This is a genomic window from Ruegeria sp. CDSC045, assembly GCF_059610725.1.
In genome coordinates this window covers 104,890-119,082 of sequence record NZ_JBXWOE010000014.1, presented here as the reverse complement: position 1 = coordinate 119,082, position 14,193 = coordinate 104,890, and the positions used below count along the sequence as shown (strand labels likewise).

Sequence of the window (14,193 nt, the reverse complement as noted above, 5' to 3'; positions counted from 1 at the left end):
CGGCGAGGCCGAGTTCCGCCAGATCGCCGACTGGATCATCGAAGTGGTCGACGGTCTGGCCGCAAATGGCGAGGACGGTAACGGTGAGGTCGAGGCCAAAGTCAAAGCCGAAGTCGCAAACCTCTGCGCCAGATTCCCTATCTATCCAAACTTGTAAGAATTCAGTCATCCAAGACCAAACGGCGCCAATCCGGCGCCGTTTTTTTTGTGGTCAGATAAGCCCCTGCCACAACATGAAGATCAGTAACAAAGCAGAAAAGGCCAACAGGTTAAAAGTCAGCCCGCCCAGCATTCCTAGAAACCACCCCATCCGCCGATCCGCCAAATTGATACCCCCCAGATGTTTTTGAACCTCTTCCGAGGCCTGGATCAGTTTCGGATTGTCCAGCACAAGTCGCAGTTTTGGGTGGGCCGCCATCTGCTCTGCTTGTGCCAGGACCATTGCCTGTTTGTATATCCGGCGCGGCAGTTGCCTTTTGGCCTTTTTGACCGAGGCGGTCAGCGTTTTGTCACGCACACCCAACTTGTCACGCAACAGCTGAATGGTCTGCGCAATTTGGGTTTGTATATCTGTGTCTTGCGGCATGCTGCGGCCTCCTGAGCTGACAGCTTACCCATGTGGAATAGGAGCCACAATGGGGCTGGCCGTTTCAGATTGCGGCGGGTATCACGGCACTATGCTGAACACGATCATACATGGTGAACCAACCGACAAGCCCCCTTTGCTGATCGCCCATGGCCTATATGGCTCGGCCCGGAACTGGGGGGTCATCGCCCGCCGGCTATCTGACGAGCGGCAAGTTGTGGCGGTTGATATGCGCAACCACGCAAACAGCATGTGGACGCATGACCATGGGTATTCCGATCTAGCAAATGATCTGGCCGAAGTTATCGACCAGTTCGGCGGACAGGCAGATGTCGTCGGACATTCGATGGGCGGCAAGGCATCCATGACTTTAGCCCTGCTGCACAGCGCAAAGCTGCGCAAACTGGTGGTGGCAGACATCGCCCCGGTGGCCTATAGCCACAGTCAGATTCAGTTTATTGAAGCGATGCGCGCGGTGGACCTTTCCCGGGTCGAGCGTCGCTCCGACGCTGAACAACAACTGGCCGACAACGGAGTTGAAAAAGCCCTTCAGAGCTTTTTCACGCAGTCACTCGACATCAACGGACAGCGTTGGCTTTTGAACCTGGATACTTTGGCCTCTGAAATGCCCAAGATCATGGGCTTTCCTGAAACAGACGCATCCTGGGGTGGTCAAACACTGTTTTTGTCCGGGGGGGAGTCCGACTATGTGCTGCCGGAACATCGCTCAGTGATCCGCGGAATGTTCCCTTCGGCACGTTTTGCAAAAATACCTGGTGCAGGACATTGGCTGCATGCGGAAAAACCGCGTGAGTTCGAGGCCGCCGTCAGGACGTTCCTCAACGCCTGACCTGACCTTTCGACCGATCACAGCTTGGGTTCTGGCGTTTCCTATTGGCTAGGCGACTTCGCCCCCGCCATTCACCCAATCGACCAAGCCACCCAGGTTATAGACCTGCTCATACCCCATGTCCTGCAACAGCTTTCCCGCAAGGGCAGCGCGGCCACCCGAGGCACAATACAAGACAATTGGGCGATCTTTGCGAAGCTCTGGATCATGTGATTGCAGAGTGTCATCGGCCCGAAACTCCAACATACCGCGCGGGATATGATGAGACCCCGAAGCATGCCCTGTCTGCTGCAATTCCGCTGCATCGCGGATGTCCAGAAGCAGGCCACCTCGCTCCAGGATCTCGACCGCTTTGGCTCTCTGGATTCGCTCGACGGTGGAGTTCGCAGCTTCCATCATTTGTTTTACGGTCAACGGCATATGGTGTCTCCTGAAGAAATTTACGGGATGCTAACATGCAGGAACTGGAAGGTGTAGCCTGACAGGCCCTCACCTTAGACTGGATAGATATTGGACATTTAATGCAGGACACCGATTTTTGCGCTGGACCAATCCCGGTATTCAATTCCCGCCGAACCCGAACCAAAGCAAATCGGGAGAGGTTCCGCTGCATCGAGACTTGAAAATCAATCAGGGTGGCAGAGGTGGTGCGGGCGGTGGGACTCGAACCCACACGGGCATACGCCCTTCAGATTTTAAGTCTGATATGTCTACCATTCCATCACGCCCGCACAGCGCGTTGGGCCAGTTTTTAGGCTGAAAGCACCAGTAAGGCCATAAGGCTATGAACACAATGCGTTTCGCCGATGCAACTTGCGGAAATTCAATCGCCGCCTTTGACCACCACCCCATTTACGCAGGTCATCAGAAAAAGTCCTCGGAAAAACTCTTCGTTACGCAATTCGCCTGCGCTGTCCCAATCATTCTGACTTTTGGAAAATCAAGAAATAGAAAGAATCTTAGAGTGAAATGGTGCCCCCACACGGACTCGAACCGCGGACCTACTGATTACAAATCAGTTGCTCTACCAGCTGAGCTATAGGGGCACTTGGTGTCGATTAATGCCTCTTGTTACGGACTTCAAGACAGAATTTTGCCGCCGCTTAACGATTTTCTGTATTCATGGCACTGGGTCTGGCCCAGAGAATTTACTCCGCCTGGTTTGACTGTGCGGAGTACAGCCTGTAACCCAACAGATAATGTGCACGAACGCGAGGGTAAAAACCGAATATGCAGGTTGCAATCCACGCAGGTGCTGCGTTCACCGATGAAGGTCTCGTATTGCGGTCCCTTCAACGCAACACCGACGCGTTGCATCAAAATGGTGCATCCGTATTTGGCCCGCGCCGTTATCGGCAAATTTTCGAACCCGCCTTTGCTGCCATTGAAAACCAGGATGAAATCGGTGCCGCAAAGGAAATGCTTCGGGCTGGGTTGCGATCGGCTCCGAAGGTCGATCGTTTGATTTACTCATGCGCCAGCTTTGCAGGCGATGTTGGAAATGCACTGGACGACGGGCAGCTATACCCAAATGCGGGACGCCGAATGGAGTTGCTTGAAAAGTCCTTTCCTGACCACGAAATTGAGCTTTGTATGGGTTTTTTAAGCCCTGGCAGATTTATTCCCAAAGCTTTGATGTCGCTACCTGAACAGAGTCGCCTCGACAAAATGCGAAGTACCGATATCAGCTGCCTCAGCTGGATCAGCATGGTCGAGGACATCAGAGATCTTGCGCCCAATGTCAAAATCACACTCTGGAGCAATGAGGACGCACCTCTGATCTGGGGAGATATAATCCGTGCAATCGCGGCCCTCCCCCCGGACAACACGCTGGTTGACGAGTTTGATTTACTGCTGTCACTTCTAGACGATTCAGGCAAATCCAAAGGTCTGGCATTGATTGATCAAAGCCTGGAACAGGACGAACATTTGCGTGACGACCTTGCCACGGTTTTGGAGGAACACGCCAAAACCGAGCTCACAACAGAAGAGCTTGATCTGCCAGATTGGAGCATGGAAATCGTCGACGCGTTTGCAGAATTATATGCGCAGGACATGGACCGACTTGAGTCCATGCCCGGAGTGCAGGTTCTAAGACCTTGAGTCTATAGCGGGAAAGCAGCCGTTACATTCCCAGCGCTTCTTTGTACATTTCCAACACCGCCTCTTCCTCGGCAATGTCGTCTTTGTCACGTTTGCGCAATGCGATCACTTTCCGCATGACCTTGGTGTCGTAGCCCCGCGCTTTTGCCTCGGCCATCACTTCTTTTTGTTGCTCCGCCAAATCTTTCTTTTCCGCATCCAGACGCTCGATCCGTTCGATGAACTGGCGCAGCTCACCCGCGGTTACACGGTAATTCGCGGCGGCCTGATCTTCGGTATTCTCTTCCATCTAAGTCTCTCCCAGAGGCTGGTTTGTCATGCTGAAAAGGTGGGCAACAAGCGGGATACATCGGTGCGAGCCAAGCCGCAAGCATGCAAAAAACCAGTCTCGCTTGTGCGGGCCAGCGCGATCAGTTAAGCGCTCAGGTCAGACGTTGAAAGATGGAAAACGATGTTCGAATTCATCACCTGGGGCGGTGCCGCCCTGTCACTTATCGGCCTGGCTGGGCTGGTTTGGTGCATTCTGCATGTCATGAAAGCCCGCAAATCCGGCCTGTCTGACGATGAATTGCGCGCCGTTGTTCAACGGGTGCTGCCCTGGAACATGGGCGCGCTCTTTTTGTCGGTGATAGGTCTGATGCTGGTTATACTTGGAATCTCGTTCGGTTGACTGCGGCCATCAAACCGGCAGATTGTCGAAACGCGCTTCCATAACGTCCTCGCACAGGGCCGCATCCAGGCGACGCAGGCGCGCAGGAACCTCAACACCCTGCAGACGCATCTTCTCGATGACCTTTGTGACACTGGGCTGAAGGGCAAGGCGGGTATCAACACTGGCGCCCTTCAGTTTTTTCTCAAGTTGTTCGGCTTCGGAATACAAATCTATTCTCGGCATATCCATCCTCCCAAATGTCATCAGTTACCTATAGTTTAGTAACGGTTTTAAGACTTACATCACTCAGTTATTCTATCGCGCGAAAATTCGCCCGACCGCCCCCTAACATCGGCGCGCTTTCGCAGGATGCCAGAATTTTAGCCCAACTTTGCCGCTTCTGCCTTGACCGGCATCAAATCACCAAATGTTGATTGCTTCACATTCCGTTATTAATATATGACTAAGACCTAACCGGCGGAGGAAACCATGACGCCCAAAGTGAAAGCATTTTTTGACGCCGAGACATTCACGGTGTCTTATCTGGTTCAGGATCCTGAAGGCGATGCCTGCGCGATCATAGATAGTGTTCTGGATTTCGATCACGCATCCGGCCGGACCAATACGCGATCTGCGGATGAGATCATCGGATATGTCCAATCCAATTCGTTGCGAACCGAATGGATTCTGGAAAGCCATGTCCATGCCGACCACCTTTCAGCAGCCCCCTATTTGCAGCAGAAACTCGGAGGCAAGATTGGCATCGGTGATCAAATCGTCGCCATCCAGGAAACTTTCGGGAAAATTTTCAACGAGGGTACCGAGTTTCAGCGCGATGGTAGCCAGTTCGACGCCTTGTTCCGCGACGGCGACGGATTTCATGTCGGCCAAATGAGAGGGGACGTCTTGCACACCCCCGGGCATACGCCCGCCTGCATGACCTATGTCATCGGCGACGCGGCATTTGTCGGAGACACGCTGTTCATGCCGGATTTTGGCACCGCGCGATGCGACTTTCCCGGCGGATCGTCCGGAGATTTGTACAACTCGATCCAGAGGATCCTTTCACTGCCGGATGCGACACGCATCTTTGTCGGGCATGACTACAAAGCTCCTGGGCGGGACGAGTTTGCGTGGGAAACAACTGTTGAAGAGCAAAAAGCCTTGAACGTGCATATCGGGCAAGGTCGACCTATCGAGGAATTCGTTGAAATGCGCGACGCCCGCGATGCCACTTTGGCCATGCCGCGGCTGATCCTGCCCTCTTTACAAGTCAATATGCGGGCGGGTCAGATGCCGCCTGAGGATGAGAATGGCGACGTGTTCCTGAAGCTACCAGTGAACAAACTTTAGACGGCTAGAGCCGAACTTATTGGGGGAACAAATCAGTGTATTCAGAATGGATATGGGGACTGGTAGGCGGCCTGTTGATTGGCCTTGGCGCAGCAGTTTACCTGCTTGGAAACGGTCGTGTAATGGGGGCGAGTGGTATCCTGGGAGGGCTTGTCGATCGCTCTGACCGCTCGGCAGAGCGGCTGTATTTCCTCGCTGGGATGATTGGGACGCCGTTGATGCTAAGCCTGTTTTTGTCGCCGGGGCCGCAGACAAACCTGACCTCGAATTTGACGGTTGTGATCGGGGCTGGGCTGCTTGTCGGTATCGGGACACGAATTGCCAACGGGTGCACCTCTGGACATGGGGTGTGCGGCATTTCCCGGTTTTCGGTGCGCGGGATCGTGGCAACGATCCTTTACATTGCGGCCGGGGCAGTGACGCTGGCCTTATTTCGCCATGTCTGGGGGTTGATCTGATGCGCAATCTGATATCGCTTCTTTCGGGCTCCTTGTTCGGAGCAGGCCTATTGATTTCCGGCATGACTGACACAACCAAGGTTCAGGGGTGGCTGGATATTTTCGGCAACTGGGATCCGACACTCGCATTTGTGATGGGGGGAGCCATTGTGCCCATGATGATCGCATGGAGGCTGGTTCCAGATCGCAAACCGCTGTCGGGTGGGAAATTCCCGACGATGGTTCAGCATGAACTGGATCGCCGCCTTATCATCGGATCGGTCATGTTTGGCATGGGATGGGGATTAGCGGGACTGTGTCCCGGTCCAGCCATCGCGTCTCTTACGTATGGCGGAACCGGAGGCGTTGTGTTTCTGGTTTCCATGCTCGCAGGGATGTATGCCGCTCCTGCCGTAGGTGCAAAACTGGACAGAACCGTAAACGCGACCTAAGCAGTAGCCATGGAGATTCGACCGATAACCCCCCGCTATGCCGTCTCGCCGCAAATTTCGGTCGAGGATGTTCCCACTATTGTCGAGGCAGGCTTTGTCAAAGTGATCTGCAACCGGCCGAACAGCGAAGTTCCCGAGGATCTCCAGTCAGATGCTATCGGACAGGCCGTGCGTGCTGCCGGGTTGGAATACGAAGTGCTAGAGCTGACGCATCAGACCATGACGCCCGAAAACGTCTCCTTGCAACGTGACCTGGCAGAATCCTGTGCCGGTCCGGTACTCGCATATTGTGCATCGGGCACGCGTTGTTCTGTGATCTGGGCATTGGGGCAGTGCGAAAGCATGAGCACCGAAGACATCCTTCAGGCGACGACCAAGGCAGGCTATGCGTTGGACAACCTACGTCCAACCTTGGAAGAAATACGCAGATCAGTGACTTGAGCCGTCTGCTAACTGCCTTTCAGCGCGCTTTCATCCCCAGATAAACCAGCCAGTTGAGATATCTCGGCAACCATGTGTTCCGAATTCTCGAGGTTCAATTCTGTCCCCTCTTGGCCCAGCGCGCCGGGGGAAAATGGCATTATTTCCTGCCCGTGTTCGGTTGGCCCCTCTTCGTGTATACTGGCTGAACTCGCCTCAAGGAACTCATTTTCTTCGGGCTGGGAAAATGCCTGAGTTTGGTAGGTATCGTTCAGGCGCACCGCACGCAGCCCTCCGCATTGGCCGAGCCGTCCGATCGCGGCCCGGCTGCGGTCGATCGCCACAATCTCGGTACGATCCAGCCGCGCCCCGATCAATGGCAACACATCCCCCACCGCCAGTTTTGTCAGCGTCGCCAGAGACAAGGGCATCCGGCAGACCACCGTATTCAAATCTGCCCTCAACACGCCCGATGCCTGATCAAGCCTGCCCTCTGGCTCATCATGAATCACCTCCGTCTCGGCCGTTTCAGCCGGTCGGATGGGCAACAGTACTGAAAGCTGACCTTGTCTCAGCCCACCGCCAAGTTCGACCGTCAGTTCAAAAACTCGGTATTCCTCTTCCACCATCGCTAGGGTCAAAGTTCGCAGATCCGCAAGGCGCGAAGCATATTCAAAACCGATCAGGCACATGCGGTCACTCGTCGTTTCGACAAGTGATGCCGCGCGGGACAGCCCCTCTTCGATCCAAGGGGACACCATGGCCGCGTCCGTATCGGTGAACCCCCGCGCAGAAGGCGCTTCGGGCATCACCTCGCCTATTGTCTGAGCCTGCACGACAGCCGACACTAACCCTATATCCATGCAGATCGCAGCCAAGCTGCTGTCTGAGCCTGAAAAGAGCAGCAATATCCAATCCTCATCCAAAGACTGTGTCAGCCCACCTGGTGGCCGACAGGATTGTTTGGCGCCAATAACCGACAACGGCATCTGCAAACGATCTTCTGCCGCGCGCGCAAAAGCCAGACGCAGCGCACGGAGGATCGAGCGAGGCTTGTCACCCTTTTCCTCCTGACTGATCGAAAGCTTGCGCGCCAGAGCCGCGCTGACAGATTGCGTCATGCCTAAAACCGCTGATTGTTCCTGCATTCTCTTTCAGGTCTAACCCGGCGATAGTTACCAACCTGTTTATACAGCCGTCACTGCGCAGCCTGTCGGTAGGCCTGTGGCAGCCTGACCCGGAACGCAGCCCCACCATGGCCGGGCAAGTAGCTGATATCGCCCCCCAGTCTTTGCATAATCTCACGGCAGATCGCTAATCCCAGCCCCGCACCACCTGCCTTGTCGCCTCCGACGCGGGCAAATTTCTCAAAAACCATCTGCCGGGCATCCGGGGGAATGCCGGTGCCGTTATCAGCAAAATCAATGACGACCTGTCCGCCGACATCATGCGCGGAAATCGTCAGAACTGGTTCTTTGGCATCACAATACTTCTGAGCGTTCGAAATCAGATTGATAAACACCTGCCCCAGACGGTCCAAATCCGTATGCAGGAGAACGCGTTCGGAGGTTTTAGACCGCCGAACGGTCAGTCTTTGGCTGTTTCCAGCCAAGGCGCTGGACACGGCACGGTCCAAGACCGACCGCAGGGTGTCACCGCTCTTGTTCAAATTGACTCGTCCACTTTCCAGAACGCTCAGGTCCAGCAAGTCATCCAGCAGCCGTGTCAACCGAAGCGCCTCGTCATGGATGATGGCAGCGTAACGCGTTCTTTCTTCGCTGGTCAGACCTTCGGTATCCCGCATGATCTCGGAAAATGCTCGGATCGAGGTCATGGGGGTTCGCAATTCGTGGCTGACTTGGCTGAGGAACCCGTCCTTCTGTTCGGAAATTTGCGTCAGCTTGGTGTTCGCCTCACGCAACTGACGCGCCGTACGGCTGAGTTCAGCGGATTTCGCTTCCAGTTGGCTGGAGTATTCCAACATCTGCGCGGATTCGTCAGCCACAGCGAGCAAATCCTCGACCGAAACGGAGGAACCACCAACAATCTGCCCGATCATCGCATGCGCTGTCGCCGCCCCGACCGAGCCGCTGAGTTCACGTTCCAACCGCTCCAAAAACCCTGGCGTAGGTTCGGGCAGGCTGGACCGCCCACCCTGCTGTTCGGCCTGTGCCTGAAAGAACTCTTGCGCCGGACCTGCGCCCAAAATGCGCTGGGTCATGATCATCAGGTCTTCGCTTTGCGCTACCGATCCGGTCCAACCGCGCAGCGCGACCGAATGGTCGAATACGTTGACGAATTGCGCCCCTTGCAAACGTTCGAGCGGGCTTGGAAAACTCAGCAAAGAGGCCGCGCAAAATGCCAATGTGTTCAGAGAAAGCGACCATAACACCGCGTGCACCATCGGGTCCATTCCGTCGATCCCGAACAAGGCCTGCGGGCGCAACCAGCCCCATCCGAACGGTCCGTTCTGCAGGACACTATCCGACATAATCGCGCTGCCCATGCCGGGCAACAACAGCGTGTAGATCCACAACAAGAACCCGACCGTCAGCCCGACCAAAGCGCCTGTTCGCGTCGCCCCGCGCCAGAACAGCCCCCCAACCAGCGAGGGCAAAATCTGGGAAATCCCGGCAAAGGCCACCAGACCGATCGACGCCAGCGCAGCCCCGCCGCCGGAGATGCGGTAATACGAAAACCCAAGCACCATGATCACGGCGATTGAAATCCGCCGGGACAGCAAAACCACATTGCGGACATCACCGGATACGGCGCCAGCGCCCTCCTGCCGGCTAAACCAGATCGGCATCACGACGTGATTTGACACCATGGTCGATAGGGCCATTGCCGTGACAATCACCATCGATGTGGCGGATGAAAAGCCGCCAATAAAGGACAGCATCGCCAGCCATTCATTGCCCTGCGACAGGGGCACCGTCAGCACGAACAGATCCGGATTCGATCCTTCGGGCAAAAGGTCCAATCCTACGACCGCGATTGGCACGACAAAGAGACTCATCAACAGCAGATACAGGGGGAAGGCCCATGCGGCTGTCCTCAGATGCCCTTCATCGGCGTTCTCCACCACCATCACCTGAAACATCCTCGGTAGACACACAAAGGCCGCAGCCGATAGAAAAATAAACGTGGTCCAGCGTCCGGCATTCACATTCCACTGCCCGATCTCAGAGGCATCGATGCGGTCCATCATCGGACTGACTCCTCCGGCTATACCCCAGACAACGAAAATGCCCACGGCCAGCAGCGCAAAAAGTTTAACGACAGATTCCAATGCGATGGCCGTGACAACGCCATGATGGCGTTCGTTGGCATCCAGATTGCGGGTACCGAACAGAATGGCGAACACCGCCAGCCCCGCCGCAACCCAGAACACACTGGACCCTTCGCGGTAAAGACCGCTTGGGTCGGCCTCGGCAAAGATTGAGAATGACAGCGTAATGGATTGAAGTTGCAGCGCAATATAGGGTGTCCCGCCCAACACGGCCAGAATTGTGACGCAAATCGCCAGAGTGTTCGACTTGCCATAGCGAGACGAAATCAGGTCAGCGATTGAGGTCACCCTCTGGCTGCGGCCAACCCGAACCAGCTTGCGCAATCCCCACCACCAACAGATCATGACCAGCGTGGGGCCCAGATAGATCGTTACGAACTCCAGCCCCGACCGGGCGGCGTTCCCTACCGCGCCATAAAAGGTCCAGGCGGTACAATAGATCGACAGCGACAGCGTGTAGATCAACGGAGATCGCAGCCACGCCCCCCTGCCCGCCGCGGCCATTCTGTCGGCGGCGAATGCGACGCTGAACAACAGCACCACATAGCCCAAACAAACCAGGATCAGCACGTTCAGCGTTGCCATCAGTCTTGACCTGGCTCGGAATCATCGCCGGTTGATATGCGTCTTGCGGCGAACCCAAAGAGGACGCTGGCAACGATCAAAACCGCCCAGCATGTGAAGATATAGAGAATCGCAGAAGACAGCGGCACTCCGTCCGCTGCATCGCCCCCACGCGGCCACAGCAACGGAATCGCAATCAGCGCGGCCCCCAATATGGGCAATAAACGGGCGGCGTCGGTTAGCCTGCGTCGGCGGTAACTTTGACGCTCAAGAAACAGCGACGGCCGCGCACCAGATGGTTGGCGGTCGTCCTGCATGCTCATGACCGCGAGGCCTGCGCATGCAAATCGCGGACGGCGGTCAGAACTTCTGCATTGGAAAACGGCTTTGTCATGAACCGGCTGACCCCTGCATTCTCGGCCATCTCACGATCTTTCGATTGGCCACGAGCCGTTAGCATCAGAACCGGAAGATTTCGCAGCTCTTCGAGTTCGCGCAAGTCGCGCAAAATCTCCATCCCGCTTTTGCCCGGCAGCATCACATCCAGAATCACAAGATCCGGCTTCGCGCCCTGTATCACCAGCAGCGCATCCGTCCCTTCAGCATGCGTTTCAACCTGCCATCCCTCGCGGGTCAGCAAAAACCGAATGGCTTCAGCAATGTTCGGCTCATCCTCGATCAACAGAACCTTTCGGCTCATATATTTCATTCCTCCCCGAGACGGGCTGCACCACTGTCAACCTGTCCGAAACAGCTTATGCGCAGTGTCACGAAACTGTCAAAAACCTTCGCTCAAAATCGAGGGCTCTCGGCGCGATTCACAGTCCTTATTGGGGCAGACCCGGCAACTTGGGCCAACATGGGCAACCGCCTGACTGCCCTGAGGGCTTTCTTCGACGGATCGAACCAGCATGACCGAACGATAAACCGGCGCATCTTCATAGCCGGAAATGGATTGCGGCCAGGCATAGGCATAACAATCGAATTCCGCGGCCGTTCGCCCCAACTGAACGATCCGTTTTCGGATCGGAACCAGCGGCCGGTTCAGCGCCTGAAACAGCGGCCACAGAGGACACGCCTCGCCGAACCTGGGCATGGCAAAACCGGGCACCGATTTGCTGAACAAAATGCTGCCTGAGGCATCACATATCACCAGCCCGGTCGGGCGCGACAAATACCCTTTGGGCAAGGCGGCCAGCCGCCTCAGCACGGTGGCGATGTCGACTGAATACTCTGTTGCCAAAAGCAAAGGATCTGTAACTCCCCGATCCAAAGCCCCTTTGAGCGCATCCAGAGGCAAAAGCCGAGCGTCGGATTCGTAAACGTCCAGAATATCCCGCGCCACTTTTCGCGCGGCAGAGGAATCAATCTCATTCAGATTAACATCTGCGCTTCCGCCTCCGGATTCGATTTCCGGGAAATGGTGATCATGCCTGTCAAAAAATGCTTCGACATCTTCCAGAGGGACCCCGCGACGATCCTCGGCCCCCTCGGAATCATCCAGATAGGCCACCAGCGATTTGGAGCTATCGGCCAGGCGTTCGGCATCCTGGTGCAGGTTCCGGTGGAATCGGTCTTGCCACTCGGGTTCAATCTCTTGCGTTTCAGCAAGAATGGCAGCGGTGGAACGAATCGCGGCGGCTGTCGAAAGGACCTCGTGCATGGATGCCGCCAGATGCGGATCGTGGGTCAAACGATCCGACAGGGTTTCAATCGTTCGCTCTAACGACACCACTCGGCTGTGCATTTGCGCCAAAACGCCCGCCCACCCTGGAAACCTACTTGCGAACTCCTCAAGCCCGTCCACTTCGGCTTTCTGGCCAACTGCATCTGCCGCAGCCTCGCGCAGCGCAGAAATCAGCGTCGCCTCGATCCCCTGGGTTAGCACCGAAGGCTCAACGGTCAGGGCCGCAGCGATATCCACCAGCAGCTTTCCTCCGATCCTGCGGCGGTTATGCTCGATCAGGTTCAGATAGGATGCCGAGATTCCAACCTGCCGTGCAAGCTGGGCCTGACGCAATCCTGCGATCTGCCGCCTTTCGCGAATACGGCTGCCTGTTAACGTGTCCCGCAAAATTTCCTCTTTTTCCGCTGCCTCCTTTGGTCAACCTCAGAAGCATTTTCAAAACTATTATTTAAATATAAGTCTTTAGCAATTAGTTTTCTTGAGCAATTTACTTTCTTCACAAACGCATCCCGCAGTTCCAAACACCCGGACCACGGTGTAACCCATTTGCATATTTCGAAAATCACAGGCCTTCCCCTTCTATTTTCGGAAAAACACCTGCACCATGGACATATGAGCGACCCAGCCTTTGAATATGCGCCGATCGGATTGGTCGAGTTGGAGAACCGCGTGATCCGCCGGTGCAATCTGCAGTTCGCACGCACTTTCGGCGGTGAAGAGGCCGATTACCGCAACATGCCCCTGCTACACCTCTACCCTTCTGTCGCAGATTGGGAACGTATCGGCGCACGGAGCCTGCAAATCATGCGCGACACCGGATATTATACGGATGAGAGGGTCATGCGTCGCCGCGATAGCGACTTATTCTGGTGCCGCGCGCGTGGACGTTCGCTAACGCCTGAAGATCCATTCCGCCATGGCATCTGGAGTTTTTCGGATATTTCCGAGGAACGCCCTTTGGTCGAGCTAACCAGCCGTGAGCGCGAGGTTGCCATTCTGTCCTGCAAGGGCTTGTCGGCCAAGGAAATCGGTGCGGAACTAAACCTGAGCTATCGTACAATCGAAGCCTACCGTGCGCGGCTGCTTGAAAAATTCGGGGCACGTAAACTGCCTGAACTGGTTGCGAAACTCTCCGGAATGCCGCTGTAACGCTGTTTACCACTGGTAATCTTCAGCAAAACCCCCATCTGACAGGCCGAGACTGTGCTTTTCATGGCCGTACGCTTAGCTTATAACGCTGCGTAATCAGACCAAAGCCCGCGCGAAACAGACGGGCCAAAGGGGAACCGTCGAGGACACTCATGACAGATACCAAACACGAAGCGGATGTGGCGTTTATCAAGGCACTGGCCGAACTGCTGCGGGAAAACGACCTGACCGAGTTGCAGGTAAAGCGTGATTATGGCGAAGATGACAGCTTGAACGTACGCGTTAGCCGCATGTCACCCGTCGCCGCTCCGGTCCAGGTTGCGGTCCCGGCGGCCGCGCCAGCCGCAGCCCCGGCAGCCGCACCAGCAGCAGCTGAAGCACCCACAGCAAGTGACGATCCAGCCAGCCATCCGGGCGCTGTGACTTCGCCCATGGTCGGCACCGTGTACATGCAGCCCGAGCCGGGTGCGCCGTCCTTCATCTCCGTCGGTGCCAGTGTTTCCGAAGGCGACACGCTGCTGATCGTCGAAGCGATGAAAACCATGAACCACATCCACGCGCCTAAATCCGGCACTATCAAGCGTATTTTGGTGGGTGATGGCGATGCTGTGGAATTCGGCACTCCTCTGGTCATTGTTGAGTAAGGCG

Annotated in this window: 18 protein-coding genes, 2 tRNA genes and 1 pseudogene; 10 read left to right on the top strand and 11 right to left on the bottom strand. The window is 55.8% G+C overall.

The annotated features are described in order from the left end of the window. Positions 1–157, top strand: a pseudogene (glyA, locus tag AC2FH6_RS19970) (serine hydroxymethyltransferase); the annotation flags it as partial. A 54-nt stretch (positions 158–211) separates the two neighbouring features. On the opposite strand, the gene AC2FH6_RS19965 reads toward glyA, so the two are convergent. Continuing rightward, entirely contained in the window at positions 212–586 is a 375-nt protein-coding gene (locus AC2FH6_RS19965) for a hypothetical protein (RefSeq protein ID WP_142638198.1), read from the bottom strand. 49 nt (positions 587–635) lie between these two features. Here AC2FH6_RS19965 and AC2FH6_RS19960 point away from each other — a divergent pair, with 49 nt between their 5' ends. Further along, complete coding sequence (locus AC2FH6_RS19960; protein WP_496704034.1) at positions 636–1,436, top strand: alpha/beta fold hydrolase; 801 nt, start codon at positions 636–638, stop codon at positions 1,434–1,436. A gap of 48 nt (positions 1,437–1,484) precedes the next feature. Here the strand turns inward: AC2FH6_RS19960 and AC2FH6_RS19955 are convergent, their stop codons facing one another. The 3 genes from AC2FH6_RS19955 to AC2FH6_RS19945 form a co-directional block, all read right to left on the bottom strand. After that, the gene (locus tag AC2FH6_RS19955; protein WP_496704033.1) at positions 1,485–1,856 is read right to left on the bottom strand and encodes a rhodanese-like domain-containing protein; all 372 of its coding nucleotides are present in this window, start codon (positions 1,854–1,856) and stop codon (positions 1,485–1,487) included. 225 nt (positions 1,857–2,081) lie between these two features. Continuing rightward, positions 2,082–2,167, bottom strand: a tRNA-Leu gene (locus AC2FH6_RS19950). Positions 2,168–2,406: 239 nt separating this feature from the next. Continuing rightward, positions 2,407–2,482, bottom strand: a tRNA-Thr gene (locus AC2FH6_RS19945). 184 nt (positions 2,483–2,666) lie between these two features. Between AC2FH6_RS19945 and AC2FH6_RS19940 the strand changes: the two genes are divergently transcribed. After that, positions 2,667–3,539, top strand: coding sequence for a hypothetical protein (locus tag AC2FH6_RS19940; RefSeq protein WP_496704032.1), 873 nt, complete (start codon positions 2,667–2,669; stop codon positions 3,537–3,539). 22 nt (positions 3,540–3,561) lie between these two features. Here the strand turns inward: AC2FH6_RS19940 and AC2FH6_RS19935 are convergent, their stop codons facing one another. Continuing rightward, on the bottom strand, positions 3,562–3,828 hold the full coding sequence (locus AC2FH6_RS19935) for a DUF2312 domain-containing protein (RefSeq protein ID WP_142638157.1): 267 nt from the start codon (positions 3,826–3,828) through the stop codon (positions 3,562–3,564). A gap of 162 nt (positions 3,829–3,990) precedes the next feature. Between AC2FH6_RS19935 and AC2FH6_RS19930 the strand changes: the two genes are divergently transcribed. Continuing rightward, the gene (locus AC2FH6_RS19930) at positions 3,991–4,209 is read left to right on the top strand and encodes a carboxymuconolactone decarboxylase family protein (protein WP_142638212.1); all 219 of its coding nucleotides are present in this window, start codon (positions 3,991–3,993) and stop codon (positions 4,207–4,209) included. A gap of 9 nt (positions 4,210–4,218) precedes the next feature. On the opposite strand, the gene AC2FH6_RS19925 is transcribed toward AC2FH6_RS19930, so the two are convergent. Continuing rightward, positions 4,219–4,434, bottom strand: a complete 216-nt coding sequence (locus AC2FH6_RS19925) for a hypothetical protein (RefSeq protein WP_142638155.1) — start codon at positions 4,432–4,434, stop codon at positions 4,219–4,221. A gap of 246 nt (positions 4,435–4,680) precedes the next feature. On the opposite strand from AC2FH6_RS19925, the gene AC2FH6_RS19920 reads away from it, so the two are divergent. Genes AC2FH6_RS19920 through AC2FH6_RS19905 form a run of 4 tightly spaced genes read left to right on the top strand, consistent with a single transcriptional unit; the run spans position 4,681 to position 6,874 of the window. Then, positions 4,681–5,544: an MBL fold metallo-hydrolase gene (locus AC2FH6_RS19920; protein ID WP_282022110.1), complete on the top strand. Its 864-nt coding sequence runs from the start codon at positions 4,681–4,683 to the stop codon at positions 5,542–5,544. 35 nt (positions 5,545–5,579) lie between these two features. Then, positions 5,580–6,002, top strand: coding sequence for a YeeE/YedE family protein (locus AC2FH6_RS19915; protein WP_142638151.1), 423 nt, complete (start codon positions 5,580–5,582; stop codon positions 6,000–6,002). Then, positions 6,002–6,433, top strand: coding sequence for a DUF6691 family protein (locus tag AC2FH6_RS19910; RefSeq protein WP_496698102.1), 432 nt, complete (start codon positions 6,002–6,004; stop codon positions 6,431–6,433). The genes AC2FH6_RS19915 and AC2FH6_RS19910 overlap by 1 nt, the downstream gene beginning before the upstream one ends. Positions 6,434–6,442: 9 nt before the next feature. After that, entirely contained in the window at positions 6,443–6,874 is a 432-nt protein-coding gene (locus AC2FH6_RS19905; protein ID WP_142638147.1) for a protein tyrosine phosphatase family protein, read from the top strand. 8 nt (positions 6,875–6,882) lie between these two features. On the opposite strand, the gene AC2FH6_RS19900 is transcribed toward AC2FH6_RS19905, so the two are convergent. From AC2FH6_RS19900 to AC2FH6_RS19880, 5 genes are all read right to left on the bottom strand, one after another. Beyond that, positions 6,883–8,001, bottom strand: a complete 1,119-nt coding sequence (locus tag AC2FH6_RS19900; protein WP_496704031.1) for a FliM/FliN family flagellar motor C-terminal domain-containing protein — start codon at positions 7,999–8,001, stop codon at positions 6,883–6,885. Between the two features lie 50 nt (positions 8,002–8,051). After that, positions 8,052–10,730 carry an ATP-binding protein gene (locus AC2FH6_RS19895; protein WP_496704030.1) on the bottom strand — a complete coding sequence of 893 codons (2,679 nt, stop codon included), beginning with the start codon at positions 10,728–10,730 and terminating at the stop codon, positions 8,052–8,054. Beyond that, positions 10,730–11,032, bottom strand: coding sequence for a hypothetical protein (locus AC2FH6_RS19890; RefSeq protein ID WP_281973229.1), 303 nt, complete (start codon positions 11,030–11,032; stop codon positions 10,730–10,732). The genes AC2FH6_RS19895 and AC2FH6_RS19890 overlap by 1 nt, the downstream gene beginning before the upstream one ends. Further along, on the bottom strand, positions 11,029–11,409 hold the full coding sequence (locus AC2FH6_RS19885) for a response regulator transcription factor (protein ID WP_142638139.1): 381 nt from the start codon (positions 11,407–11,409) through the stop codon (positions 11,029–11,031). The genes AC2FH6_RS19890 and AC2FH6_RS19885 overlap by 4 nt, the downstream gene beginning before the upstream one ends. A gap of 78 nt (positions 11,410–11,487) precedes the next feature. Next, positions 11,488–12,786 carry a helix-turn-helix domain-containing protein gene (locus AC2FH6_RS19880; protein WP_281973282.1) on the bottom strand — a complete coding sequence of 433 codons (1,299 nt, stop codon included), beginning with the start codon at positions 12,784–12,786 and terminating at the stop codon, positions 11,488–11,490. 222 nt (positions 12,787–13,008) lie between these two features. Here AC2FH6_RS19880 and AC2FH6_RS19875 point away from each other — a divergent pair, with 222 nt between their 5' ends. Further along, positions 13,009–13,545 (top strand): helix-turn-helix domain-containing protein, encoded by a 537-nt coding sequence (locus tag AC2FH6_RS19875; RefSeq protein ID WP_142638135.1) that lies wholly within the window; start codon positions 13,009–13,011, stop codon positions 13,543–13,545. Positions 13,546–13,697: 152 nt separating this feature from the next. After that, entirely contained in the window at positions 13,698–14,189 is a 492-nt protein-coding gene (gene accB, locus AC2FH6_RS19870; protein ID WP_142638133.1) for an acetyl-CoA carboxylase biotin carboxyl carrier protein, read from the top strand. Positions 14,190–14,193: the final 4 nt, after the last annotated feature.